The 25058-nt window shown below is 71.6% G+C and carries 22 protein-coding genes and 1 pseudogene; 6 read left to right on the top strand and 17 right to left on the bottom strand.

Annotated elements, in window-relative coordinates; genetic code table 11:
• Nucleotides 1-99: 99 nt before the first annotated feature.
• The 3 genes from ACWEN0_RS44430 to ACWEN0_RS44420 form a co-directional block, all read right to left on the bottom strand.
• The gene (locus ACWEN0_RS44430) at nt 100-537 is read right to left on the bottom strand and encodes a hypothetical protein (protein WP_451987177.1); all 438 of its coding nucleotides are present in this window, start codon (nt 535-537) and stop codon (nt 100-102) included.
• A gap of 64 nt (nt 538-601) precedes the next feature.
• Nucleotides 602-1492, bottom strand: coding sequence for a cobalamin biosynthesis protein CobD/CbiB (locus tag ACWEN0_RS44425; protein ID WP_451987175.1), 891 nt, complete (start codon nt 1490-1492; stop codon nt 602-604).
• A gap of 122 nt (nt 1493-1614) precedes the next feature.
• The gene (locus ACWEN0_RS44420; RefSeq protein WP_451987173.1) at nt 1615-2298 is read right to left on the bottom strand and encodes a FadR/GntR family transcriptional regulator; all 684 of its coding nucleotides are present in this window, start codon (nt 2296-2298) and stop codon (nt 1615-1617) included.
• 103 nt (nt 2299-2401) lie between these two features.
• Between ACWEN0_RS44420 and ACWEN0_RS44415 the strand changes: the two genes are divergently transcribed.
• Nucleotides 2402-2896 (top strand): gluconokinase, encoded by a 495-nt coding sequence (locus ACWEN0_RS44415; RefSeq protein WP_451987171.1) that lies wholly within the window; start codon nt 2402-2404, stop codon nt 2894-2896.
• Nucleotides 2893-4260 (top strand): GntT/GntP/DsdX family permease, encoded by a 1368-nt coding sequence (locus ACWEN0_RS44410; protein WP_451987169.1) that lies wholly within the window; start codon nt 2893-2895, stop codon nt 4258-4260. The genes ACWEN0_RS44415 and ACWEN0_RS44410 overlap by 4 nt, the downstream gene beginning before the upstream one ends.
• A 77-nt stretch (nt 4261-4337) precedes the next feature.
• Here ACWEN0_RS44410 and ACWEN0_RS44405 read toward each other — a convergent pair.
• Nucleotides 4338-5538: pseudogene (locus tag ACWEN0_RS44405) on the bottom strand (IS110 family transposase).
• 286 nt (nt 5539-5824) lie between these two features.
• On the opposite strand from ACWEN0_RS44405, the gene ACWEN0_RS44400 reads away from it, so the two are divergent.
• On the top strand, nt 5825-6148 hold the full coding sequence (locus ACWEN0_RS44400; RefSeq protein WP_451987167.1) for an ArsR/SmtB family transcription factor: 324 nt from the start codon (nt 5825-5827) through the stop codon (nt 6146-6148).
• A complete protein-coding gene (locus tag ACWEN0_RS44395) occupies nt 6145-6657 on the top strand; it encodes an SRPBCC domain-containing protein (protein WP_451987165.1) in 513 nt (170 codons plus the stop codon). The genes ACWEN0_RS44400 and ACWEN0_RS44395 overlap by 4 nt, the downstream gene beginning before the upstream one ends.
• Before the next feature lie 49 nt (nt 6658-6706).
• Here the strand turns inward: ACWEN0_RS44395 and ACWEN0_RS44390 are convergent, their stop codons facing one another.
• The 11 genes from ACWEN0_RS44390 to ACWEN0_RS44340 form a co-directional block, all read right to left on the bottom strand.
• A complete protein-coding gene (locus ACWEN0_RS44390) occupies nt 6707-7675 on the bottom strand; it encodes an N-acetylglucosamine kinase (protein ID WP_451987163.1) in 969 nt (322 codons plus the stop codon).
• Nucleotides 7672-8937, bottom strand: coding sequence for a 6-phospho-beta-glucosidase (locus tag ACWEN0_RS44385; RefSeq protein ID WP_451987161.1), 1266 nt, complete (start codon nt 8935-8937; stop codon nt 7672-7674). Before ACWEN0_RS44385 ends, ACWEN0_RS44390 begins: the two co-directional genes overlap by 4 nt.
• Nucleotides 8934-9824: a carbohydrate ABC transporter permease gene (locus ACWEN0_RS44380; protein WP_451987159.1), complete on the bottom strand. Its 891-nt coding sequence runs from the start codon at nt 9822-9824 to the stop codon at nt 8934-8936. The genes ACWEN0_RS44385 and ACWEN0_RS44380 overlap by 4 nt, the downstream gene beginning before the upstream one ends.
• Nucleotides 9821-10816, bottom strand: coding sequence for a carbohydrate ABC transporter permease (locus ACWEN0_RS44375; RefSeq protein ID WP_451987157.1), 996 nt, complete (start codon nt 10814-10816; stop codon nt 9821-9823). The genes ACWEN0_RS44380 and ACWEN0_RS44375 overlap by 4 nt, the downstream gene beginning before the upstream one ends.
• Nucleotides 10813-12171 carry an extracellular solute-binding protein gene (locus ACWEN0_RS44370; RefSeq protein ID WP_451987155.1) on the bottom strand — a complete coding sequence of 453 codons (1359 nt, stop codon included), beginning with the start codon at nt 12169-12171 and terminating at the stop codon, nt 10813-10815. Before ACWEN0_RS44370 ends, ACWEN0_RS44375 begins: the two co-directional genes overlap by 4 nt.
• Before the next feature lie 23 nt (nt 12172-12194).
• On the bottom strand, nt 12195-13391 hold the full coding sequence (locus tag ACWEN0_RS44365) for an ROK family transcriptional regulator (protein WP_451987189.1): 1197 nt from the start codon (nt 13389-13391) through the stop codon (nt 12195-12197).
• Between the two features lie 228 nt (nt 13392-13619).
• Nucleotides 13620-14639 (bottom strand): NAD(+) diphosphatase, encoded by a 1020-nt coding sequence (gene nudC, locus ACWEN0_RS44360; protein ID WP_451987153.1) that lies wholly within the window; start codon nt 14637-14639, stop codon nt 13620-13622.
• The gene (locus tag ACWEN0_RS44355; protein ID WP_451987151.1) at nt 14639-16018 is read right to left on the bottom strand and encodes a M16 family metallopeptidase; all 1380 of its coding nucleotides are present in this window, start codon (nt 16016-16018) and stop codon (nt 14639-14641) included. Before ACWEN0_RS44355 ends, nudC begins: the two co-directional genes overlap by 1 nt.
• Nucleotides 16015-17307, bottom strand: coding sequence for a M16 family metallopeptidase (locus tag ACWEN0_RS44350; RefSeq protein WP_451987149.1), 1293 nt, complete (start codon nt 17305-17307; stop codon nt 16015-16017). The genes ACWEN0_RS44355 and ACWEN0_RS44350 overlap by 4 nt, the downstream gene beginning before the upstream one ends.
• A gap of 9 nt (nt 17308-17316) precedes the next feature.
• Nucleotides 17317-18903, bottom strand: a complete 1587-nt coding sequence (locus ACWEN0_RS44345; RefSeq protein ID WP_451987147.1) for a DUF2207 domain-containing protein — start codon at nt 18901-18903, stop codon at nt 17317-17319.
• A 2-nt stretch (nt 18904-18905) separates the two neighbouring features.
• A complete protein-coding gene (locus ACWEN0_RS44340) occupies nt 18906-20648 on the bottom strand; it encodes a DUF2207 family protein (RefSeq protein WP_451987145.1) in 1743 nt (580 codons plus the stop codon).
• 573 nt (nt 20649-21221) lie between these two features.
• Here ACWEN0_RS44340 and ACWEN0_RS44335 point away from each other — a divergent pair.
• Nucleotides 21222-22361, top strand: coding sequence for a neutral zinc metallopeptidase (locus tag ACWEN0_RS44335; RefSeq protein WP_451987143.1), 1140 nt, complete (start codon nt 21222-21224; stop codon nt 22359-22361).
• Here the strand turns inward: ACWEN0_RS44335 and ACWEN0_RS44330 are convergent.
• Nucleotides 22358-23254 (bottom strand): RDD family protein, encoded by an 897-nt coding sequence (locus tag ACWEN0_RS44330; protein WP_451987141.1) that lies wholly within the window; start codon nt 23252-23254, stop codon nt 22358-22360. The two genes, ACWEN0_RS44335 and ACWEN0_RS44330, sit on opposite strands and share 4 nt — an antisense overlap.
• Before the next feature lie 33 nt (nt 23255-23287).
• Here ACWEN0_RS44330 and ACWEN0_RS44325 point away from each other — a divergent pair, with 33 nt between their 5' ends.
• Nucleotides 23288-24295, top strand: coding sequence for a stage II sporulation protein M (locus ACWEN0_RS44325; RefSeq protein ID WP_451987139.1), 1008 nt, complete (start codon nt 23288-23290; stop codon nt 24293-24295).
• On the opposite strand, the gene ACWEN0_RS44320 is transcribed toward ACWEN0_RS44325, so the two are convergent.
• Nucleotides 24287-25042, bottom strand: coding sequence for an RICIN domain-containing protein (locus tag ACWEN0_RS44320; RefSeq protein ID WP_451987137.1), 756 nt, complete (start codon nt 25040-25042; stop codon nt 24287-24289). The genes ACWEN0_RS44325 and ACWEN0_RS44320 overlap by 9 nt on opposite strands.
• Nucleotides 25043-25058: the final 16 nt, after the last annotated feature.

Genomic DNA, 25058 nt, shown 5'->3' with positions numbered 1-25058 from the left:
CTCGCGTTCAGGGCGCGGGGAAGACCTCGTCGGCCACCAGGCGGTCGCGCCACTGGGCCACCAGCGTGGGCGGCCCTCAGCCGCGACGGCCGGATCGGGTCAGCCGCCGCAGCCCGGCACCGGGAGCACGTCCAGGAAGCCGTGGATGGTCTCGCCCGTGGTGTGGTTGAGCGCGTCCGCGGTCATGTGCTGGGTGACGCCCGGCTGGTTGGCGGTCGGGTGCTGCTCCCGGATGCCGCCGACGGCCGAGACATCGTCGCCGGTGAAGAAGACCTTGCCGTTGTCGGCGAAGGTGATGCTCCAGGTCTGGCCGACCACGTTCGTGTGGATCTCGAACTCCTCCCCCACGACGAACGACCCGCCGGGGCCGTCGTCGTCGTGCTTGGACTTCAGCGTGAACGGCGTGCCGAGGCTGCCGGTCGAGTCCTGCTCGTAGGTGGGGCCGCAGCGCCGGCCCTTGGCCTCGGCGGTGCCGGTCACGACGAGACTGACGAGACTCGCGGCGACGATCCCGGCCGCAATGTGCTTGTACCGCACGAAAATCCTCCCAGTATCTGCGAAGCGTTCCCTACGCCCGTCGATACGCGGAGGAGTTACACGCTCAGCGCGAGCGGCGCCGGAACCCGGCCACGACGGCGAGCACCACCGACGTCACCGCGGCGAGCCAGCCCACCACGCGGGACAGCTCGACCGCGCGTGTCACGTGCCCGGCGTCCGGGTTGCGGCCGACCCCCAGCACCGGCAACTCGGCCACCCCGTGCGGGTAGACCGTCCGCCCGCCGACGCGGATCTCCAGCGCACCCGCGAACGCCGCCTCGACGCGGCCCGCGTTCGGGCTCGGGTGGGCGATCGTGTCGCGGCGCCACGCACGCCACGCGCCGCCCGCCGAGCCGCCGACCACCGGGGCCGCCAGCACCGTCAGGCCCGCCGCCACGCGGGTCGGGACCAGGTGGACCAGCTCGTCCACGCGGTCGACGGCCCAATGCCCCTGACGACCGGCGCGCGCCCGCCGCAGCAAGCTCACCGCTCGCGCGCCCAGGAGCCCCGGGACCCCCGCGACCGCGCCCCAGACCAGCGGGGCGACGACCGCGTCCGACGTGTTCTCCGCCAGCGTTTCCACCGACGCGCGCGAAAGCCCGACCAGGTCGAGACTTCCGGCTTCACGTGGGTCCAATTCGGACAGAGTCGTGCGGGCCGGGCCGAAGCGGGACTCCTCGAGGTCGCGCGCCAGCTCGGTGCCCTGGAGGGCCAGGCCGGCCGCGCCGAGCACCGCCCACGTCGCGGCCGCCGTCGCCGAGGCCTGCACCAGCGGACGGCCGCGGCCGAACCGTTCGAGCAGCAGACCACCCGCGACGACCGCTCCGGCGACAGCGGCGCCGGAGCCCTGCGAGAGCCGGCGGAACGCCAGCACCGGAGGCCGCCGGCGCGGGTCACCGAGGGCGCCGTCGGCCGCCACGCCCAACACCAGTCCGATCGCGCGCGCCGCGCTCACCCGTGCCCCCCGGCATAAGAAAAGTCCAGTACCCGAGGAGGCTACTCGCCCCGGGACGGCCGGGTGCCGGGGGTCGCGAGCGGGAAGCCGTGGTGGAACGCTGTTTCCCACTCGGGACCGGCCTACTCGACCAGCGCCGCGATCTCCTCCCGCGCCTGCACCACGATGTCCCGCATCGCCCGCTCCGCCCGGTCCGCGTCCCCCGCCGCCACCGCGGCGGCGACCTCCAGGTGCAGGGCGATGGCCTCGGGCTGCGGCTCCGGCGGCATCAGGCCGTGGCCGGTCCGGCCGGTCAGCACCTCCGCGACGACCTCGGACAGCTGCGCGAACATCGGGTTGCCGGACGCGGTGAGCAGCAGGTCGTGGAACGCGATGTCGAAGCCGAGGAACGTCGTGAGGTCGCGCGCGCGGGCCGTGCGGGCCAGGCGCTCGCCCAGGGCGCCGAGACGGCCGCGCTCCTCCGGCGTCGCGCGCAGGGCCGCGTAGCGCGCCGCGCACGGCTCGATCGCCGAGCGCAGCTCGTTCAGGGTGGCGAGCGCGGCCGGGCGGGCCGGGCCGTCGAGCTGCCAGCGGATCAGCCGCGGGTCGTAGTGGTTCCAGTCCGCCGACTCCCGGACGATCACCCCGACCCGGCGCTTGCTGCTGGTCAGCCGCATCGTTTCGAGCACTCGGACGACTTCGCGCGCCACTGTCCGCGAAGCGCCGAAGCGTTCCTGCAGCTCTTCGGAGCGCAGAACGGTGCCCGGCGCCAGCGAACCGTTCGCGATCGCCGCACCCAGCGCGTCCAGGACCTGCTCGTGCCTCATCGGACCCAACCTAGCGATCTGATTCGATTAAGTAGTACTTCATCTTGAATAAGTAGTACTTTTGAGTTTGACTCACCTGGGCACAACGAAGTGGGAGGTGCGGATGACCGTCATCGTGGTGATGGGCGTGTCGGGCTCCGGGAAGACGACGGTCGGCACGGCGCTCGCGAACGCGCTGGGCGTCGAGTACGCCGAAGCGGACACGTTCCATCCGAAGGCCAACATCGACAAGATGACCGCGGGTCACCCGCTGACCGACGAGGACCGCGCCCCCTGGCTCGAGGCCATCGCCGGCTGGATCCGCGACCACCAGGCGTCCGGCGGCGTCGTCACGTCGTCCGCGCTGAAGCGCCGGTATCGGGACGTCCTGAGAACCGGCGGCAACGTCTGGTTCGCCCACCTGCACGGCGACCGCGAGCTGCTGGCCGAGCGCATGAAGACCCGCACCGGGCACTTCATGCCGGTGTCCCTGCTGGACTCGCAGCTCGCCGACCTGGAACCCCTCGAGCCGGACGAGCCCGGCGCGATCTTCGACATCAGCGGCACGCCGGACGACATCACCCGGGCCGCCCTCACCGCCTTCCGGGAGCACGCATGACCACCGTCCTCGCCGCCGGCTGGACCGGCCACGACACCCGCCTGATCGTCGCGACGGTCGTCGCGATCGCCGTCATCGTCGTGCTGATCACGAAGGTGAAGCTGCACCCGTTCCTGTCGCTGGTGCTCGGTTCGCTCGTGCTCGGCCTGACCGCCGGGATGCCCGTCGACAAGCTGCTCAAGAGCTTCACGACCGGCGTCGGCAGCACGGTCGCGTCCGTCGGCATCCTGATCGCGCTCGGCGCGATGCTCGGCAAGCTGCTGGCCGACTCCGGCGGCGCCGACCAGATCGTCGACACCGTGCTCGGCAAGGCCCGCGGCGCCGCGCTGCCGTGGGCGATGGCGCTGGTGGCCGCGTTGATCGGGCTGCCGATGTTCTTCGAGATCGGGCTCGTCATGCTGATCCCGGTGGTGCTGCTCGCGGCCAAGCGCACCGGGAAACCGTTGATGCTGCTGGGCATTCCCGCGGTCGCCGGGCTGTCGGTGCTGCACGGCCTGGTCCCGCCGCACCCGGGCCCGCTCGCCGCGGCGGGCGCGTTGAACGCGAACGTCGGGGTCACGCTGGCGTTCGGCCTGCTGGTCGGCATCCCGACGCTGGTCGTCGCGGGCCCGCTGTTCGGCAAGCTGGCCGCCCGGCTGGTGCCGGACGCGACGCCGCCGGAGCGCCTGATCCCCGAGCGCGCGGACACCGACAAGCCGCGTCCGAGCTTCGCCGCGACGCTCACGACGGTGCTGCTGCCGGTCGTCCTGATGCTCGCGAAAGCGCTGTCCGACATCCTGCTCGCCAAGGACAGCGGCGCCCGCAAGGTCCTCGACTTCGTCGGTGACCCGCTGATCGCGCTGCTCGCGGCGGTGCTGGTGGGCATGGTCCTGTTGGGCCGACCGGCCGGCCTCGGCCGGGCGAAACTGTCCACTGTGGTCGGTGACTCGCTGGGCCCGATCGCGGGCATCATGCTGATCGTCGGCGCGGGCGGCGGCTTCAAGCAGACCCTGGTCGACGCGGGCGTCGGCGACGTCATCACGGGCCTGGCCAAGGACGCGCACCTGTCGCCGCTGCTGCTGGGCTGGCTGGTGGCGGTGGCGATCCGCCTGGCGACGGGCTCGGCAACGGTCGCGACCGTCTCGGCGGCGGGCATCGTGGCCCCGCTGGCGGCGGGCATGGACCCGTCGCACAGCGCGCTGCTGGTACTGGCGATCGGCGCCGGGTCGCTGTTCTTCTCCCACGTCAACGACGCCGGGTTCTGGCTGGTCAAGGAGTACTTCGGCCTGTCGGTGGGCCAGACCTTGAAGAGCTGGTCGGTGATGGAGACACTGATTTCCGTGGTGGCGATCGCGCTGATCCTGCCGCTGTCGCTGGTGGTCTAGCCGCCGAACGAACGAGGGCCGTCACCCACACCGGGTGGCGGCCCTCGTCGTGATTGGGGGGTGTCCCTATGTGGTTGTCAAGCCGCGGCGGGAGCTGGTTGGGGGTGTCGGTAGTGGGTGCCGTTGCGGAGCATGGCGTAGATGACGTCGCAGCGGCGCCGGGCCAGGCAGATCAGCGCGGCGTTGTGTTTCTTGCCCTCGGCTCTCTTGCGGTCGTAGTAGGCCCGGCTGACCGGGTCGGACAACGAGGCGAAGGCGGCGAGGAAGAAGGCGCGTTTGAGCTGGCGGTTGCCGGTGCGGGCCGGGTGTTCGCCTTTGATGCTGGTGCCGGAGCTGCGGGTGACTGGGGCGATGCCGGCGTAGGCGGCCAGGTGTCCGGAGCTGGCGAAGTTGGTGGCGTCGCCGACTTCGAGGAGTATGCGGGCTGCGGTCCTGACGCCGATGCCGGGCATCGAGGTCAGGACCCCGGCAAGAGGGTGCGCATCAAGTATCCCCTCAACCTGCTCGGCGACCTGTTTGCGTTGCTGCAGAACGGTCTTCAAGCTGTCGGCCAGCCGCGGCAAGACGGTGTCGGCGGCGGCGGTGCCCGGGACGGTGACGGTCTGCTCGCCCAGCGCGACCATGATCGCCTCGACCAGTTTGTCGCCGAGGCGAGGAGCGTGGACCTTGGCGATCGCGGTGAGCTTGCGGCGTCCGGCCTTGGCGATCCCGGCCGGGCCGCCGCAGCGCGAGAGGATTTCCAGCACCGCCGGGTGGCTGATCCGCGGACCGATGGCGTGTTCGAGGGCGGGGTGGATGCCGGTGAGCAGGCCGCGGATGCGGTTGCTGATCCGGGTGGCTTCGCCGGCCAGGTCGTCGTCGAACCCGACCAGCACCTCCAGTTCGGCCAGGGGCCTCGTCGCCAACGTCGACCGGGCGCAGGGTGTGGGGCAGGGAGCGGGCGGCGTCGGCGATGACGAACGCGTCCCGGGCGTCGGTTTTGGCGCGGCCGGGGTAGAGGTCGGCGATGCGGCGCATCGCCAGGCCGGGCAGGTAGGCGACCTGGTGCCCGGCGGCGCGGGCGACCGCGACCGGCAATGCCCCGATCGTGGCCGGCTGGTCGACCACCACCAGCAGCGGCCCGTGCGCGGCGAGCTTGTCGAACAGGGCTTTCAGCTCGGGTTCGGTGTTGGGCAGTGGCCCGTCATGCAGCCGGTTGCCGTCGGGGTCGAGACCGACCGCGTGGTGGGCTTCCTTGCCGACGTCCAGGCCGAGAAACACGCTGAAGCTGCTGCTCATCCACCAAGCCGTTCGTCCGCCGCGAGTGGTCACCGGGTTGGGCATCGATGGCCGGCACCCACGTTACGACGAGACCTACCAAAGTGGCGGCCGTGTCCCTATTCAGCGGTCCCTCGATGCCACCAGGCCCGGTGACACCACCCCCCGGATCATGGGTTCGACTGGGGGCGCAAGTCATGCCGGGCCTGGTGACCACAACTCCCTGGGCGGGAGCCACGAAAAAGGTAACGGGGGTCGACACGGCGCACGTTGACATGTGACCTTTTGGTCACCTATTCTCGCTCACGTGCCCGACGACGACCTGGTGTTCAAGGCGCTGGCGGATCCGACCCGCCGGTTCCTGCTCGACCTGCTCTTCGAGCGTGACGGCCGCACGCTCACCGAGTTGGAGACCCAGGTCGAGATGACCCGCTTCGGCGTCATGAAGCACCTGAAACTGCTGGAAGAGGCCGGGCTCGTCGTCGCGCGGAAGGAAGGGCGGGAAAAGCTGCACTTCCTGAACGCCGTGCCGATCCGGCAGATCCACGACCGGTGGATCGACAAGTACACCGAGCGCCACGTGACCGCGCTGCTCGACCTCAAGAACGAACTGGAAGGCGAAGAACCATGACGAACACCGTGCAGGTCTACCGCGTCTACATCAAGGCGACGCCGGAGCGCATCTGGGAAGCCATCACCAAGCCCGAGTGGACGCAGCGGTACGGCTACACCGGCCTGGCCGACTTCGACCTCAAGCCCGGCGGCAAGCACCGCATGCGCCCGACCCAGGCGTTCATCGACGCCGGGATGACCGGCGACATCGTCGACGGCGAGGTCCTCGAAGTGGACCCGCCGCGCAAGCTCGTCATCACCTGGAAGCTGCTGATGGCGCCGCAGGACGCGAGCGACGAGCCGTACACGACGCTCACCTACGAAATCGAGGAGTCCAAGACCGCGGGCACCAGACTGACGGTCACCCACGACGTCACCGGTGCCCCGAACATGGCGGCGATGGTCAGTGGCGCCTTCGAGCGGCTCGACGCGCCGCCGAACGAGAACGCCGGTGGCGGCTGGGCCTGGATCCTCTCCGACCTCAAGACGCTCCTGGAGACCGGCGACACCATCGTCCCGGCGCCCTGAAAGAGGTCTGGTGGCCTGCCTCGCGCCGCTTCGAGGCAGGCCACCAGGACTATGCGCGCTGGGTCGCCGCCTTCAAGGCCGCCTTCGCGGCCTCGGGCGCGCCCAGCGTGTCCAGCCCGAACAGGGCCGCGCCCACCACCGGGTTGACGTCCACCACCCGGACCACCGCGCGCGGCGCGACCTTCAGGCACCGGCGCTCGATCTCCGCGATCACCGGCGCGCCGACCCCGGTCAGCACCCCGCCGCCCAGGACGATCTCCGGCGCGTCGCCGGTGAGGTCCAGGTTCCGCAGGATCACCGCCGCGAAGACGCTCACCTCCTCGACGAACCGGGTGACGATGTCCGCCGCGACCTCGTCGCCGGCCGCCGCGACCTCGAACAGCAGCGGGCACAGCCCGTGGATCGAGGCGGCCGGGATCTCTTCGAAGTGCAGGCCCTGCACGACGTCCAGCAGCGCCGGCTTCCCGAAGTACTCCGCGACCGCCGCCCGCAACGCGGTCCGCGGGCCGCGGCCGTCTTCGGCGCGGACGGCCCACCACAGCGCCTCTTCGCCGAGCCGGTAGCCGCCGCCCCAGTCGCCGGAGATCTTGCCCAGCGCGGGGAAGCGGTGGACGCGGCCGTCCGGGCCGACGCCGGCGCCGTTGATCCCGGCACCGCACACGACCGCGACGCCCACCCCCGCGCTGCCCGCCCGGAGCAGCGCGAGGGTGTCGTTGCCGACGGTCAGGGTTTCGCTCCAGCCCCGCGCCGCCAGCGCGGCGTGCAGTGCCTCTTCCTCACGCGGGAAGTCGAGCCCGGCCAGGTACGCGGACGTGTGCACCGCGAACGGCTTCTCCCCGAAGCCGGGGCAAGCCTCCAGGACCAGGCCTTCCAGCGCCGTGACGCACGCCGCGACGCCGACGTTCTGCGGCGACGCGCCGGGGCCGCGGGACTGGCCCAGCACCACGCCGTCTTCCGAGATCACGAGGACCTCGGTCTTGCTGTTTCCGCCGTCGATCGCGATGATGGCAGGCCTCATCCGCGGGCCCAGGGCAGGTACTCGCGGTTGATCTGCACCAGCGAATCGGCCAGCGTGTCGGCCTTCGAGTACTGGCCCACCAGCGGGTGCGCCAGCAGCGCGTCGGCCACGCGGTCCCGGCCGCCCTTGACCGCCGCCTCCAGCGCCAGGAACTCGTACGCGGTGGTCGCCGCGATGAGGCCCGAGAACCGGGGCTCCACCGGGAGCTGCGGGATCGGCGTCGCCCCCTTGGAGTCCACAATGGACCGCGCCTCGATGACGGCGTCGTCCGGCAGGAACGGGAACGTCCCCTCGTTGCGGACGTTCACCACGTGCTCCTCGGCCGGACCGCCCGCGGTCAGCGCGTGCACCAGCTGCACGGCGGCTTCCGAGTAGTACGCGCCGCCGCGCTTTTCCAGGGAATCCGGCTTCGTGTTCCGCTCCGGGTCGAGGTAGATCTTCAGCAGCTCTTCCTCGACGTCGGAGACGACGTCCGCGCGCGGGCGCTCGGTGCGCTGCTTGGTGACCTGCTCGTCGTGCGCGTAGAAGTACTTCAGGTAGTACGACGGCACGACGTTCATGCGCCGCAACCACTTCTCCGGCACTGAGACCTCGTCGGACAGGTAGTCCAGGTGGTTCTCCAGCAGCTCCGGCAGCCGGTCGACGCCGTCGACGAGCGCGCCGCGCTCCCAGCTCAGGTGGTTCAGTCCGGTGTGGACGAGCTTGACGTCGTCCGCGCCGACACCCAGCAACCGACCGAACTGCCGTTGCAGGTTGATCGCGACGTTGCACAGCCCGACCGCGCGGTGGCCCTCGTTGAGCAGCGCCCGCGTGACGATGCCGACCGGGTTGGTGAAGTTGACGATCCACGTGTCGTCGCCGGCGATCTTGCGGACGCGGTCGGCGATGTCGAGCACCACGGGCACCGTGCGCAGCGCCTTCGCCAGCCCGCCCGCGCCCGTCGTCTCCTGGCCGACGCAGCCGCAGGCGTGCGGGAACGTCTCGTCGGAGCGCCGCGCCCGCTGCCCGCCGACCCGCAGCTGGATCAGCACCGCCGACGCGCCGTCGACGCCCTCTTCCAGCGACTGCGTGGTCCGCACCCGCGCGGGGTGTCCCGCGTGCGAGAGCAGCCGCTGGCTGAACCCGCCCACGGCCTCGACGCGGTAGGCGTCCGGGTCCACGAGCACGATCTCGTCGACGTCCAAAGTGGAGCGTCGCCCGGCGATCCCGTCGATCAGTTCCGGCGTGTAGGTGGACCCGCCACCGACGACTGCCAGCTTCATCCCTTGACTCCCGTGAATGTGATGCCCTTGACGAACGACTTCTGGGCGAAGATGAACAGCACGATCACCGGCGCCATGATCAGCGCGGTGGCCGCCATCGTCATGTTCCACTCGACGTGGTGCATGCCGCGGAAGGACGCGATCGCCAGCGACAGCGGCCAGTGGTCCTGGTTCTCGCCGGTGTAGAGCAGCGGCCCGAAGTAGTCGTTCCAGGTGAACAGGAAGCAGAACATCGCGGTGGCCGCGATCCCCGGCTTGGCCATCGGGATCAGCACCCGGACCATCGCCTGGAACTCGGTGCAGCCGTCGATCTTCGCCGCCTCGATGTAGTCCTTCGGGATCGTGAGGAAGAACTGCCGGAGCAGGAAGATCGAGAACGCGTCGAAGAAGAAGTACGGCACGATCAGCGGAACCAGCGTGCCGGTGAGGCCCAGCCGCACCCACAGGTCGTACAGCGGCACGACGGTGACCTGCGGCGGCAGCAGCATCGCGGCCACCGTCAGCATGAAGAACAGGTTCTGCCCGCGCCACCGCAGCTTCGACAGGCCGTACGCCGCCGGGATCGCCGAGAGCAGCGCACCCGCCGTCGCGCACGCCGAGTACAGCAGGCTGTTGCCGAAGTACTCCAGCAGTGGCGCCTTCTTGAACACCTCGACGAAGTTCTCGAAGTGCCATTCCGACGGCCACAGACTCGCCGTCATCGCCTGGTCGCTCTTCATCACCGCGGTGAGGAACACGAACAGGATCGGCAGCATGAAGACCACGCCCATGGCGATGCCGACCGAGTGCAGCGCGATGAACGACAGCCGCTTGTCCCACTGCCGCTTGAACCGCACCTTCGGCGGCACGCCGGCCGGGCGTTGCGGCGCTTCGGCCAACGCGGTCATGCGCCCTCCTCCTGGTGCTGGGACTTGCGGAGCTGCCTCACCAGGATCCAGGTGAAGGCGGCCGAAACGATGAACAGCAGCACGGCCATCGCCGCCGCGTAGCCCATGTTGAAGTAGCGGAAACCCTGGACGTACAGCCAGATCGGGTACGTCAGCGTCGAGTTCTGCGGGGCCCCGATGAGCTTCGAGTTGCCGGCGACGTCCGCGGTTCCCGCACTCGCGGAAGCCGCCACGATCGCCTGCGTGAAGAACTGCAGCGCGTAGATGATCGAGTTGACCACGCCGAAGAGCAGCACCGGCGAGATCGACGGCAGCGTGACGTGCCAGAACCGGCGGATCGGCCCGGCGCCGTCGAGCTCGGCTGCCTCGTACTGCTCGGCCGGGACGTCCAGCAGCGCGGCGAGGATGATGATCATCAGCTCGCCCGAGCCCCACAGCGCGAGCAGCGTCAGCGCGGGCTTCGACATCGACGGGCTGTTGAACCAGAGCCCGCCGTCGATGCCGACGAGCCGCAGGAACCGGTTGACCGGGCCGAACTCCGGGTTGAAGACGAAGACGAACGCCAGCGTCGCCGCCGCGGGCGGGGCCAGCGTCGGCAGGTAGCACAGGGTCCGGACCAGGCCGACGCCCGACTTCAGCCGCGAGATGACCGACGCCACGCCGAGGGAGAACACCACCCGGCAGACGGTCAGGACGACGACCAGCCACAGCGTGTTGTACGCGGCGGTGCCGACCAGCGGCTCGCTGGTGAACATCCGGACGTAGTTGTCGAAGCCGACGAACACCGGCGCGTTGATCAGGTCGTACCGGGTGAAGGAGTAGTAGACCGTGGCGATCAGCGGGTAGCCGAAGAAGATCAGGAACCCGAGGAACGCCGGGGCCATGAAGAAGACGACGGTCCGGCGGCGCTTGGCCCGGCGGGCCCCCGCCCGCACCTTCGCAGGCACGGACGGGGAGCCGTCGGTTGTGATCGGGACGGCGGTGGAGGTCATCCGCCCGCGCCCTTCTGCTTGAGCTCGTCGTTGACCTGCGCGTCGACCTTCGCGAGCCCCGCGGTCAGGTCGGGGATCGACCCGGCCTGCCACTTCTCGGCGAAGTCGTTGACGGCCTTGAGGTGCGCGTCACCGATCGGGGTGGTCTGGTTGGCGACCAGCTTGCCGCTGTCGTAGATGTCGAGGAACGTCTTGAACTGCGGCTGCAGGTCCAGCTTCGGCGAGGTGAGCGACGCCTTGGTGCTGGGCACGTTCTTCAGGCCGTTGGCCATGTCCACCAGGGTGTCGGTGTCCAGGGTGACCTGTTTGATGAGCTCCCACGCGGCGCCGGGGTTCTTGGCGCCCTTGGGGATCGCGATGATCGTGCCGGTGGTGAAGCCGCCGCCGTAGTGGTCGGCCATCGAGTCGAGCACCGGGAACGGGGCGGTCTGGTACTTGACGTCGGGTGCCTGGTCCTTGAGGAACGCGGTACGGAACTCGCCGTCCATGATCATGGCGAGCTTGCCCTTCTGGAAGCCGTGGTCGGCGGAATACTCGTCGCCCAGGCCGGCCTTGAACTTCTCGACCTTGTCGTGGCCGCCGTAGAAGTCGATGAGCTGCTTCTGGAACTCGAACATCGCCTTCCAGCCGGGGTTGGTGGCGAGGTCCGACTTGCCGTCCTGGCCCAGGAAGGTCGCGCCGAAGTACTGCGCCCAGTACTGGGCCTGGTTGGCGTAGAACGGCATCGAGGGCAGGAAGCCGGCGACCTTGATCGAGCCGTCCGGGTTGAACTCGGTGAGCTTCTTGGTGTCCTCGAACAGCTCCGACAGCGTCTTGGGCGGCGAGGTGATGCCCTTCGCCGCGAACATGTCGGTGTTGTAGTACATGCCGTAGACGTCGGCGAGCATCGGCATCGCGCACCGCTTGCCCTGGTACTCGGTGTAGTTGCGCACCGCGTCCGGGATCTGGGTGAGGTCGATCTTGTCGCGCTCGATGTAGGGCTTCAGGTCCTGGAAGCTGCCGGTGGAGCACCAGGCGCCCAGGTTGTCGGTGTAGAAGGAGATCGCGACGTCGGGTGGATTGCCGCCGCGGATCGACTGCGTCAGCTTGTCGTCGTCCTGGTTGCCCTCGTGCTTGATCTCGATGTTCGGGTACTTCGCCTTGAGCTTGTTCAGCCCCGCGGTCACCACGCCGTACTCGCGGTCGGTGAACTTGGAGTACACGGTGATCGTGACCTTGTCGTCCTTGCCGGGCGCGGCCGCCGCGTCCGATGTGGACGGTGCGGCGGCGCCGGAACAGGCGCTGGTCAACAGGACGGACGCCGCGGCGGCGGCCGCCAGCAGGGCGCCTCGGCGGGTCCGGGTGGTAGGGGGCATGGCCCTCCTCCTCATCGGTCGGTCTACTCGGTTGGGGACGGGTGCTTTCGTCCTCGGGCCTGCGACCCGAGGAGCGTGGGCGTGACGACGCCGAAGACGTCCTCACGGGCGGTGGCCAGCGCGGACTGCAGCGCGCCGGCGCGGACGGCGTTGCCCTGCACCGAAGCGCAGCCGACGGGCGTGCGCGGCAGGACCAGTTCGTGCAGCTTTTCCTGCACCAGCGCGGCGAACGCCTCGCCACCGGCGCGGCTGGTGTCGCCGCAGAGGAGCACGAGCTGCGGGTCGGCGACCGCGACGAGGTTGGCCACTCCGCCGGCGACGCGCTTGGCGAGGTCGTCCAGGAACGGGTGGCTCTTCCCGGCTTTCTCGACGGCTTCCCAGGCGGTCTCGGCCGCGATGCCGTGGGCGGCGGCGAGGCGGCAGATCGCGGGTGAGTCAACCAGGTTGCCGAACCGCGCGCCGGCCGCGGGCCAGACGTCACCGGTGTCCACAGTGGCCGGATCCGGGACGCGCATCCAGTCGATCTCGCCGCCCCCGCCGGTGGCCCCGCGCAGCAGCCGCCGTCCGATCACGACAGCGCCGCCGACGCCTTCCGACAGCCACACCATGACGAAGTCGTCGACGTCCTGGGCCTGCCCGACGCTCATCTCCTCGACGGCGACGAGGTTGACGTCGTTCTCGATGAGGACGTCGACGCCGAGGTCGTCGGAGAGCTTCTGCGGGACGTCGAAGCCGAGCCAGCCGGGGATGTGCGGAGCCGACGAGAGCAATCCGGTCCGCGGGTCGAACGCCCCCTGCGCGCCGATCACGACGTGCGCCAGGTCTTCTCGCTGGATCCCGGCTTCCCGGGCAACCTTCTGCAGGGCTTCGCCGAAGGTCCCGACGACGTCGGCGCCTTCGTGGACGGGCAGCGGCGTCCGGTACTCGGCGAGCACGACCCCGGCGACGTCCGCGACGACGAAGTCGGCGACGTGCGGGGTGAGGTCCACGGCGGCGACGAAGGCGAGCGCGCCGTTGGCCGCCCAGAGCTGGGCGCGGGGCCCCCGGCCGCCGCCCCTGACGCCCGCCTTCACGACGAGGTTGTCCTGCTCGAGCCGGGTGATGAGCTGCGCGGTGGCGGGCTTGGACAACCCGATGGCGAGCTCCAGCTCGGCGCGGGTCAGCGGGCCCTCCCGCAGGAGGACCTCGATGGCGGCGCGATCGTTGATCTCGCGCAGCATCCGCGGGCTACCGGCTCGCACGCACTCGCTCCCGACTTAATTAGGATACTTTACAGACGGTTTCGCAGGACTGTAGTGAGCCGGAGCACAGCCGTCAACGGTCTGGTGAAACGAGCAGGTAACGCCTCGGGTCCCGCTGGGCCACCTGGCGGAAACGTGCACCAGGCGCAACGAAAACGGCCCCGGCGGGTAGCCGGGGCCGTTTTGGTCGCGCTCTGTGGCGGGTGGTTACTCCTCCGCGTCCGCCCAGGCTTTGAGCATCACGCGGGCGATCGACGAGTTGCCCGGCAGGATGATCTCCGCCGCGCCGTTCGCGATCGGGGTCGGGCGAGATCCCTCGCCCCGGACCGCGCTGTTCGCGAACGCTTCGCGCACCTCGGCCCGCGAGACCCACAACGCCTCTTCGATCTCGCCGTCCGCCGGTACCAGGGGCAACGAGCGGTCCGCCCGGGCCGTGAACCCCAGCATGATCGAGCGCGGGAACGGCCACGGCTGGCTGCCGAGGTACCGGACGTCGGACACCGACGCCCCCACCTCTTCGCGGATCTCCCGGACCACGCACGCTTCCAGGGACTCCCCCGCCTCGACGAACCCCGCCAGCACCGAATAGCGCCCCGCCGGCCAGATCGGCTGACGCGCCAGCAGCACGTGGGAGCCGTTGGCCCCCTCCAGCGAGTGGACCAGGCAGATCACCGCCGGGTCCGTGCGCGGGTACTCCTCGCGGCCGTCGTTCGTGCACTTGCTCGCCCAGCCGAACTGGATCAGTTCCGTCGGGTGGCCGCAGCGCGTGCAGAACTTGGCCTGGCGACGCCAGTTCCGCAGCGCCTGCGCCGTCGTGAACAGGCCCGCCGACGTGTCGTCGAGCAGGTCGCCGTAGCCGCGCAGCTCGACCCAGACCTCGCCGTCCGCGCGCGGGACCTCTTCGACGAAGCCCCAGCTGCCCGCCATCTTCACCGTGTCGGCGTCACCCGACGGGCCGCCCGGCAGCGACCAGTAGTCCGTGTCCTGCCACTCGCCCAGGAACACCGCGTCCGCCGGGGGCGAGGCACCGAAATCGATCGCCTTCCGGAACGCCAGGACCGAGCTGCCTTCGACGACCGGCGTGCGCCCGGTGTCGTCCAGGAGGACGACCCGGGCGTCGGCCCAGCGCGCCACCAGCCGCGAAGGGTTGGTGCGCAGACCTTCCTGACGGTCCACAGTGGACCGCGACAGGGTGGGCAGGGCGCCGAGGGTGAACGGGACCGACATCAGGACGGCTCGCCCACGACGACGTCGCCGAGGGACACCAGCTTGCGTTCCAGCACCGCCGCGTCACCGACCACCACGCCGGTGAACCGCTTGGGGGCGAAGAACTTCAGCGCCGCTTCGGCCACCTCGTCGGCGGTCACCGCGGCGACCCGCGCCGGGTGCTCGTTGAGCCACTCCAGGCTCAGCCCGGTCGAGGCCAGCGCCAGCACCTGCCCGGCCAGCCCGCCCTGCGACGACGTCGACGTCAGCAGCGAGCCGATCGCGTACTGCCGCACCGACTCCAGCTCGTCGCCCGCCGGCGGGACCTGGCCGAGGCGGCCCAGCTCGTAGCGCGTCTCCAGCAGCGCCGGCGCGGTCGCCTCGGTCGCGGTGTCCGCGTCCACGTTGACCACGGCCGTCTTGTCCGTGAACTCGAAGCCGGAGTGCGCGGAGTACGTGTACCCCTTGTTCTCGCGGATGTTCTCGACCAGCCGTGACGAGAAGTACCCGCCGTAGGCCAGGTTCGCCAGCTGCAGCGCGGCGTAACCCGGGTCCGTGCGCGGCACGGTCTGCGCCGAAAGCCGGATCTGCGACTGCACCGCGCCCGCGCGGGGCACCAGCAGCACGTTCGGCCCGGTCAGCTCCGGCAGCGGCGGCAGCCGGACGGCGGAGCGGTCGGACGCCCAGCCGCCGAGCACCTTCTCCAGCTCGCCGATCACCGACGCCGGGTCGAGGTCGCCGACCAGCACCAGAACCGAGCCGCGGGCCTGCACCGAAGCCTGGTGCAGTGCCCGGACCTGCTCGGGCGTCACGACCGCCACGTCTTCGGCCTTCGGCACCTCGCGGGTCGCCGGGTGGTCGCCGTAGCGGTGCTTCTGCAGGGCCTCGCGCGCGATCGTGCGCGGCTGGGTGCGGGAGACGGCGATCCGCTCGACCAGCCGCTCCTTCTCGCGGGCGATCTCGTCGTCGGCGTAGGTCGCACCGGTGAGGACGTCGCCGAGCACGTCGAGGAACGTCGGCAGCTTCTCGGCGAGCGCGGATCCGGTCAGCACCAGGCGTTCCGGGTCGACGCCCGCGCCGATGTCGCCGCCGATCAGCGCCAGCTCGGCGTCGATCTCGATGCGGTTGCGGCGCGCGGTGCCGGTCAGGATCGTCTCGGCGAGCACCTCGGACGTGGCCGGGTGCAGCGCGTCGTCGCCCGCGAACGGGATCCACAGCCGGGCCTCGACCATCGGCACGGTCGCCTTGCGCACGGCCACCACGCGCAGGCCGTTCGACAGCTCGGTGTCCACATGGGACAGATCGGCGGCCGCGCGCTGCTCGCCCAGCGGGGGCAGCGGGCGCGGCCCCCGCGCGGTGCGGCCGATTTCCTCCGCACTGCGGTGCGTTGCAGAAGTCACTGCTCGTTGTTCCCTTCCGAAGCGGGCTTGACCACCAGCACGGCGCGCGCGTCGGGGCGCAGCGCCTTGGCCGCCGCCGAAACGGCTTCCGAGGTGACGGCGGACATGCGGTCCGCGAGCTTGTACACCAGCGACGCGTCGCCGTAGAGCAGTTCGAACGAGCCGAGGGCGAGCGTCCGCGACACCAGCCTGTCGTGCTCCGAGTGCAGGCTCGCGGTCCAGCGCGCGGTGACCTTGCGCAGCTCCTCCTCGCTCGGCGGCGTCTCGGCGAGCTTCTCGAGCTCGTCGTCCAGCGCGGCGAGGACGCGCTCGCGCGGCACCTCGTGCGGGTGGATCAGGGTGATGGTGAACGTGTCCGGGTCGCGGGCCTCGAACGGGCCGAACAGCCCGGCACCGGCGCCGATGTCGACGACCAGGGGCTCGCGGTGCACCAGCCGCTGCTGCAGGCGGGAGCCGTCGCCGTCGGTCAGGACGCCCGCGAGCACGAGGTAGGCGAGGTAGCCGTCGACGTCGTTGATCGGGTCCGGCATCCGGTAGCCGATGCCGAGCGCGGGCAGCGGGGCGTGCGGGTCTTCGACCTCGCCGCGCAGCTCGGTGGTCGGCAGCGGCTCGGCGAACGACGGGCGCTGCGGCGCGGGCCGGTGCGGGACGTCGCCGAAGTGCGTCTCGATCAGCTTCTTGGCGTTGGCCACCTCGAAGTCGCCGGCCACGGTGAGCACGGCGTTCGCCGGCGCGTAGTAGGTGTCGAAGAACGCCGCGCAGTCGTCGACCGTGGCGCTCTCGAGGTCCTCGAAGCCGCCGTAGCCGTTGTGCGCGTTGGGGAACGTCGAGTACAGCACCGGCGGCAGGGTGATCCACGGGAACCCGCCGTACGGCCGGTTCAGCACGTTGAGGCGGATCTCCTCCTTGACGACGTCGATCTGGTTCGCCAGGTTCTCCACGGTCAGCTTCGGCGCGCGCATCCGGTCGGCCTCGAGGAACAGCGCGCGCTCGAGCGCGGCGCTCGGCAGCACCTCGAAGTAGTCCGTGTAGTCCGGGTGGGTGGACCCGTTGAAGGTGCCGCCGCTGGACTGGACGTGCCGGAAGTGCGCGAGCTTCTCGAGGCTCTCCGAGCCCTGGAACATCAGGTGCTCGAAGAGGTGCGCGAAACCGGTGCGCCCCTCCGGCTCGGAACGGAAGCCCACGTCGTAGTGGACGCTGACGCCGACCACCGGCGCGGTCGCGTCGGGTGCGAGGACCACGCGCAGACCGTTGTCGAGGGTGTATCGGACGAGCTCGGGATCGGCCATGGCCCCACCCTACGACGGGTCGGCGCGTTCCGGCTTCCCGGCTGGCGGGTGAGAACCGGTGTGCTGCCCGGCCGCGTCGAGCAGCCGTCCGCGGCGGGCGCCGGCGAAGGCGCCCGCCAGCGCGGCCGCGAAGGATCCGGCCTGGTCAGGGGTGATGTCGCCGTCGTGCCAGTAGACCGGCGGCGGGTGCTCGAGCCCGTCGAACGCGGCCACCCACGGCCCCAGTTCGCCCAGAGCGAGCGCGTACGGCAGAGCACGGGAGAAGACCAGCTCGCGCTGGGGCTTGGTGAAGGTCTTCGGCCGGACCGAAGCCAGCGACGCCGCGACCCCGCGGAGGCGCCGCGCCAGGTCGGTGCCCGCCCGGCGGCGCGCGGGCAGCGCGGCGGAGGCGGCGACCGCGGCGGCCCCGGCCAGGACGACGATGCCGCCGAGCTGGGCGTAGCCGACAGTCAGCGCGAGGAGCACGGTGAGGAACACGCCGTAGAAGACGACCCGGATCCCGGCACGCCGGAGCAGGCCGGTCGCGAGGCGGCCGCGGCCGGCGAGGTCGGCGGCCAGCGCCGCGCCGGGGACCTCGACGTGCCGCTGCCGCAGTTCGGCGAGGGTCACCGACTCCTCCGGCAGCACGGTGTCGAAGACGGCCCGTTCGAAGGGCGTCAGGTGCTCGTCGGGCGGGTTGCGGCGGGTCAGCCGGGAGCCCTCGCTGACCCACACGTAGTTGCGGACGGCGAGGTCGAGCACCGTCGCGGCCAGGTCGGCGGCCCCGGCCCGGCCGTGCAGCAGCACGCCGACGTGCCCGGGCAGCACGCCGCCCGGGGACGCGAACTCGCCGTTCGCGGTGACCAGCGCGGCCTCCGGGGCCTCCCCCGCGTCGGCGTCCCGGCGGCGGGCGAGCCCGACGAGCGCGGCCGCCACCAGCAGGAGCGCGCCGAAGCCCGCCCAGGCCCAGCCGACCGGCGCGGTGAGCACGAACGCCCCCGCGATCGTCTTCGCGGGAACGAGCACCGTGTTGTCCGGGACGGTGCCGGCGGGCAGCTCGACGGTCGCCGTCATCCGCTGCCCCGCCGCCAGGTTCTGCTGGCTGAACCGGGTCAGCCCGGCGTGGTCGATCTGCGCCGCGGCGCACGGGAAGTCCGAGTCCGGCGGCCCGGCGAGGCAGTCGACGGCGGTCGGGATCTTCGGCGCCGCGAAGGAGGCCCGGAGGAACTTGAGGTCGGTGCTCCAGCCACCGGCCAGCTCCCAGGTGACCCGGTCCCCGGCGACCGCACCGTCCACTGTGTACCGGACGACCGACGTGCCAGCGGTGAGGTGGACGGTGAAGGCGTCCTTGTCGACGCTCGCCGTCCCGCTGCCCTCGACGACGACGTCGCGGACGCCGTAGATCCGGTCGCGGTGGTGCGGCGCGGGGACGCGCAGCGCGACCCGGCGGTCCATCGCGAGGCCGTTCGGCACGGAGATCGCCTCGACGACCGAAAGCGAACCGTCGCGCTCGACCTTGAGCTGGATTTCCGCGCTCTGCGGCACGGTCGGGAGCGGCGGCTGGTCCACCGGCGCCGCCACCAGGAAGAGCGCGAGCGCCGCCGCCGCCGCGAGCACGGTCAGCGGGTGGTGCGGCCGGCCGCGGTGAGCAGCCCGTCCAGCGCGGTCAGGAACGACGGGAAGTGCGTGCCGAACCGGCGCAGGTCGCGGTCGGCCTCCATCCCGCCGTACCAGTACAGCCCGGCCGAACCGTCCGACGCCGGGTTCAGCGCGGCGAACGCGCCGAGCCAGCGTTCGGTGTCGCCCAGCACCACCGCGTACGGCAGCGAGCGGGAGAACACCATTTCGCGGTCGGCCGGCGGGATGTCCTCGGCCTTGGCGGTGTGCAGGTAGTCGAGCAGGCCGCGGACCTGGCCGACGAGCGCCCGGCCGCGCGCGGTGCGCGACGGCAGCAGCGCGGCCGCCGCGGCGACGGCGAGCCCGGCCAGCGCGACCGCGACGCCGACCAGCGCTTCGCCGACCGTGAACGTGAGGACCGCGGTGGCGACGGCGCCGAGCGCGAAGATCCCGGCGCCGATCCCGGTCAGCCGCCCGCGGGCGGTGTCCGGGCGGCGGGAGAACCAGCGCTTGGTCACGACGTCGGCGTACATCGCGTCGCTGATCTTGCGCAGGTCGAGCCCGCCGCGGGCGCGCAGCTGCGAGACGAGCACGGAGTCGGTGCCGGCCGGCAGGAGCGTCTCGTAGACGGCGCGCTCGAAGTCGTGCAGGTGCTCGTCCGGCGGGTTGCGGCGGGCCAGCTGCCAGTCGGGGCCCGGCACCTCGGCCAGCCACAGGTAGTTGCGGACGGCGAGGTCCACGACGGTGGCGCTGATGTCGACGACGTCCACGGTCTCGTCGACGACGGTCCCGACCTGCCCGGGCAGCACCCCGTCCGGGCTCGCGAAGAAGACGCGGTCGCCGTCGCGCAGCAGGACCTCGACCGGTCCGGTGGCGGTGTGCAACGCGCCCGCGTCCTCCTTGCGGCGGCGCCACACGAAGAGGCCGCCGGCGATCAGGAAGACGAGCAGGAGCGCGAAGACGATGCCGGTCAGTGGCGTGAACGCGAAGGCCGTGGCGAAGAGGCCGACGTCGGCGAACTTCGCGTTCGCGGGCGTGGTGTTCGCGGGCAGGCCGACGAGCAGGTCGACCCGGTCGCCCGGCTGGACGCCGTTCTGCTCGAGGCGCACGACACCGGTGTGGTCGAGCTCGGCGAGCGTGCAGCGCTGGCTCGAACCGATCGGGCCGGCGAAGCAGTCCACAGGGGACAGTTGCGGCGACGGCGCGAGGAAGGAGGCGGTGAGCTTGGCGACCGGGGCGTCGAAACCGCTCGCGACCTGCCAGCGGGCCTGCTGGCGGCCGCCCTGGTCGGCGATGGCGCCGTCGACGGCGTAGGTGACGGCCGAGGCGCCGCCGGTGAAGGTGAGGACGAGCTGGTCGCCGGTCTGCTGACTGGTCGCGGCGCCTTCGGTCTTGATGTCCTTGACCGAGAAGACCCGGTCCTGGTCGTCACCGGCCGAGACCCGCAGCGGCACGCGCGAGGTGAGCTGCTGCCCGCCGGGAACGGTGACCTTCTCGGTGACCGAGAGCGAGCCGTCGCGGAGGACCTTGAGGGCGACGTCGGCGGTGACACCCTCGGGCTGCGCCGGGATGTCGTTCCCGCTGAGCTGCTGGGGCTTCTTGACCTGATCGTCGGGCAGGTTCGGCAGGACGGGCCCGGCGGACGGCCCCTGCGCGGCGGCGACCCCGCCGATCGCGCCGGTTGCACCGGTCCCGACGGCGAGCAGCACGGCGGCGAAGGCCGTGGTCCCCCATTTCCTCAACACAGCACCACACCCTAGAGCACTCGATCTATGCTGACGCCCGGAACGGCGAGATCTCCGCTGGTACGCCGGTTCCGACGGGGAAAACGCACGGGGGGTTCCACAAAGATGACGCAAGGCCCACAGGGCCCCGGCCCGAACGACCCACGGCGCCCGGTCCCCCCACCCGGACGGCCACCGCTGCCGCCACCGGGGGCCCGGCCGTTGCCGCAGGGCCGGCCACAGGGGCCGGGCGGGCAGCCTGGTCCGGGGCAAGGCCCGCACCCTGGGCAGGGACCGGCGGGCGCGCCCGGCCAAGGCGGCGCCCCGCGGCAAGGCCCGGGACCAGGTGGGCAGCCTGGTCCCGGGCAAGGCCCGCACCCCGGGCAAGCACCATCCGGCGCGCCCGGCCGAGGCGGTGCCCCGCAGCAAAGCCCGATTTCCCGACCCGGCGCCCAGCCGGGGCCGGGTGGCGGCGCGCCGGGCCAGCCGACACCGCCACACGGGCCCGGCGGGCCGCCGCAACCCGGGCGGCCGCCGCTCGGACCTCAAGGCACGCAGGGCTTTCCGCCCTCCGGGCCGTACCCGCGGCCCGTCATGCCTCCGCCCGTTGGCGCACCCCTGCCGCCGCCCGCGGCGGCCGTCGCGCCCGTCTTCACCCCGGGCTATGCCGGTCCGCCGCCCGGCACTCCGTTCGGGCCGCGGTTCGCGCCCGGGTACACCCACTACGTCGCGAAGAAGTCCAACACCGGGGTCATCGTCGCCGTGGCGATCATCGGGATCGTCGCCGTGGTCGGGGGGCTCGTCGCCGCCGTCGCGTTGATCGGCGGCAGCACCCGGCACGTCGCCGACGCCGGTTACTCCAGCACCTACCCGAGTGACACCTCCTACACCACCGAACCGACCACCGAAGCGACCACCGAGACGACCTCGTCCACCGACGAGACGACCACCAGCCGGACCACCGAGCGCGGGACCCGGACGTCGGAGACGCCGAGCGGGCCCCGGTCCGTCGTCGCCACGGGTGACAACCCGCTGTTCGCCGACGCCAACTTCGGCCTGCAGAACATCCCGTGCTCGCTGAGCCGGTGGGCGACCGACCAGAACAGCGCCACGAAGTTCTTCCAGTCCGGCATCGCCTGCCTCGACGCGATGTGGTCGCAGATGCTCCCCGCGGCGAACCTGCCGTTCCGGTCGCCGAACCTGTCGGTGCCGCGGTCGATCTCCGAATCGTCGACGCCGTGCGGCAGCGGCGGCTCGACCACGGGCGTCACGCCCTTCTACTGCCCGACGAACAACACGATCTACATGCCGATGGACCGCATCGAGATCGAGACGTGGGGCAACCACCCCGGCCCGTACCTGTCGATCCTGGCCCACGAGTACGGCCACCACGTGCAGAACCTGGCCGGCATCTCCGAGGCGTACGGCGACCAGCGCTACGACGCGGGCGCCGACTCGGCGGCGGGCCTGGAGCTGTCCCGCCGGATGGAACTCGAAGCGCAGTGCTTCTCGGGGATGTTCCTCGGTTCGGCGTCGGTCTCCGGCGGCTCGGTCGACAAGAACATCTACAACGAAGCCTGGAACGCCCAGGACCGCGGCGACGACTACGCCCGCAACGGCAAGCGCGACCACGGCAGCGCCAAGCACAACATCTCCTGGTGGCAGCACGGTGCGACGAAGAACCGCAACCAGCAGTGCAACACCTGGCTCGCGTCGTCGGGAGACGTGTCCTAGCCCGGCGGCGTGAACGGGTTCTCGACCGACGTGCCGGACGGCGGCGTCGACGGCGAAGGCACCGGCGCCTGCCAAGCCGGGCCCGGCGCCGCGTACTGCCCCCGCGCCGCCCGGACCTGGGCCGCGTACGCCCGCACCGCTCGCGCGTGGTCCCGGTGTCGCCGCTCCGCCAGCACCGCCGCCAGGAACGCCCACGCCGGGACCCCGGGCGGCACCGGCGTGCCCAGCGCGTTCCCCACCTGCTGCGCGAGCCCCCAGCCCAGCGAGTTCGCCGCCTCCGGGGCCAGCTGGCCGAGCCGCGTCAGGAACTGGCGGCTGGCCAGCGCGAGGTCGTCCGGGAGCCGGGTCAGGTCGAGCTGGGCGGCCCAGCCCTCGAGGCCCGGCGGCATGCCGATCGCCGAGTAGCCCGGGCTCTGCGAGACGCGCTCGCGGATCACCAGCGTCCCCGCCAGGAAGTCGCCGACGCGGCGGCCGTCGGATGAGCACAGCGAAACGATCACCGCGACCGCGCCGAACAGGCCCAGCGCCCAGAAGTCCACGACGAACCCGGCGAGCCCGCGCACCAGCGCGTGGCGGAACCGGATCGGGCCGCCGTCGACGCGCACCACCCGCAGCCCCAGCGCCAGCTTGCCCAGCGACCGCCCGCGCGAGAGCGTCTCGAACAGCACCGGGTAGCCGACCATGATCAGCACCAGGAACACCAGGGCGAGGGTCACGGCCAGCGCGGCGTCGCCGCCCGGCACCGCGACCATCAGCACGAAGACCGAGCCGAACAGGAGCGCGGCCTGCACGAGGACGTCCAGCGCCATCGCCGCGGCCCGGCTGCCGAGCTTGGCGACGCGCAGGTCCAGGACGACGGCTTCGCCGGTGACCAGCTCGGATTCCTCGTGCACGCAGCCCAGGGTAGCCACGGATAGGCTGGCCCCGTGGATGTGGACGTCTTCGTCGCCGCGCACACGGCGGAGTGGAACCGGCTCGGCCAGCTGACGCACCGCGGCGGCAAGCTGACCGGGGCCGAGGCCGACGAGCTCGTGACGCTCTACCAGCGCACCGCGACGCACCTGTCGATCGTCCGGTCGGTCGCGCCCGACCCGGCGCTGGTGAGCCGGCTGTCCGGGCTGGTCGCGCGGGGGCGGTCCGCGGTTTCGGGGTCGCACAACTCCGCGTGGCGCGAGGTCGCGCTGTTCTTCACGCGCCGCTTCCCGGCCGCCGTGTACCTGTCGCGGCGCTGGTGGATCCCGGCCGCGCTGGTGTCGATCGCGGTGATGGCGGTGATCGCCGTCTGGGTCGCGGGCGACCCGCACGTGCGCGCGTCGATCGCGTCGCCGGACGAGCTCAACCAGCTGACCAAGCCCGGCGGCGAGGCCGAAAGCTACTACTCGACGGGCCCGGCGACGTCGTTCGCCGCGCGCGTGTGGACGAACAACGCCTGGGTGGCCGCGACGTGCCTGTTCCTCGGCATCGCGCTCGGCCTGCCGGTGATCGGCGCGCTGTGGCTGAACTCGCTCAACGCCGGGCTGATCATCGGCGCGATGAGCGCGGCCGGCCGCGGTGACGTGATGATCGGGCTCCTGCTGCCCCACGGCCTCCTGGAGCTGACGGCGGTGTTCGTCGCGGCGGGCACCGGGCTCCGGCTCGGCTGGACGGTGGTCGACCCGGGCCGCCGGTCGCGGACGAAAGCCCTGGCCGAGCAGGGCCGCTCGGTTGTCGTGATGGCGCTCGGGCTGGCCTGCGTGCTGTTCGTGTCCGGGCTGATCGAGGCGTTCGTGACGCCGTCGGGCTGGCCGACGTGGGTGCGCGTGGGCATCGGCGTGCTGGCCGAGGTGGCTTTCCTGGGCTACGTCTTCACCCTCGGCCGCCGGGCGGCGAAGGACGGCGAGGTCGGCGACCTCGAAGCACGCGACGCCGGGGACGCGCTGCCCGAGTCAGCATAGGCAGGAGCCCTCGAAGGCGATCGACGATCCGTCGTCGAGGCTCGCCGTGCCGACGAACCGCGCCTCGAACTCGCCCACCTCGGTGAGCACCAGCTTCGGGCTCGACGCCGTGCCGTCCGCGCCCGTCTTGACGGTCACCGTTTCGCCGCCGCCTTCGAAGGCCAGTGCGTTCTTCGGCCGGGCCGCGCGGACGAAGAACGTCACGGGCACGTCGGGCGCCGGCTGGCCGTTTTCGCCGATCACGCGGACCACGAACGGCACGCCCGGGTCCTTCGTCGCCAGGCGCTGGCCGTTGCCCGACAGGATGGCCAGGGTGCGCCCGCCCGCCGCCCACGTGTTCGCGATGCCCTGCAGCGAACAGACTTCCTGGTACAGGCGGGCGCCCACAGCCGCGCCTTCCGCGGTCAGGCACCGGGCCGTGGCGACGTTCGCGATCTCCACCAGGCCCGGCAGCCCCGCGATGCGCCGCCAGGACTGGTGCTGGTCCTTGTCGTCGCACGCCGCGAGCTTGACGGCGACGCCGTCGACCGGGCTCGCCGCGGTCAGGCACTGTCCACTTGAGACATTCGTGAAGTGCTGCCCGGCGTAGGTCCACTTGGCCCCCGGGTCGGCCGCGTCCGCCAGCACCGGCTGGCCGGAAACCACCGCGAGGGACAGCTTGCCGCCGCCGTCGGCCAGGTAGACCGGGGAACCGTCGGTCGCGGGCGCCGAAGAGATCGCCAGGGCCACCGCCATGAGCTTCCACATGCTTCGGGCTTAACAG

Source organism: Amycolatopsis sp. NPDC004378 (assembly GCF_053602455.1).
Note: the sequence above shows the minus strand (reverse complement) of the source record. Positions and strands in the feature narration are given on the sequence as shown.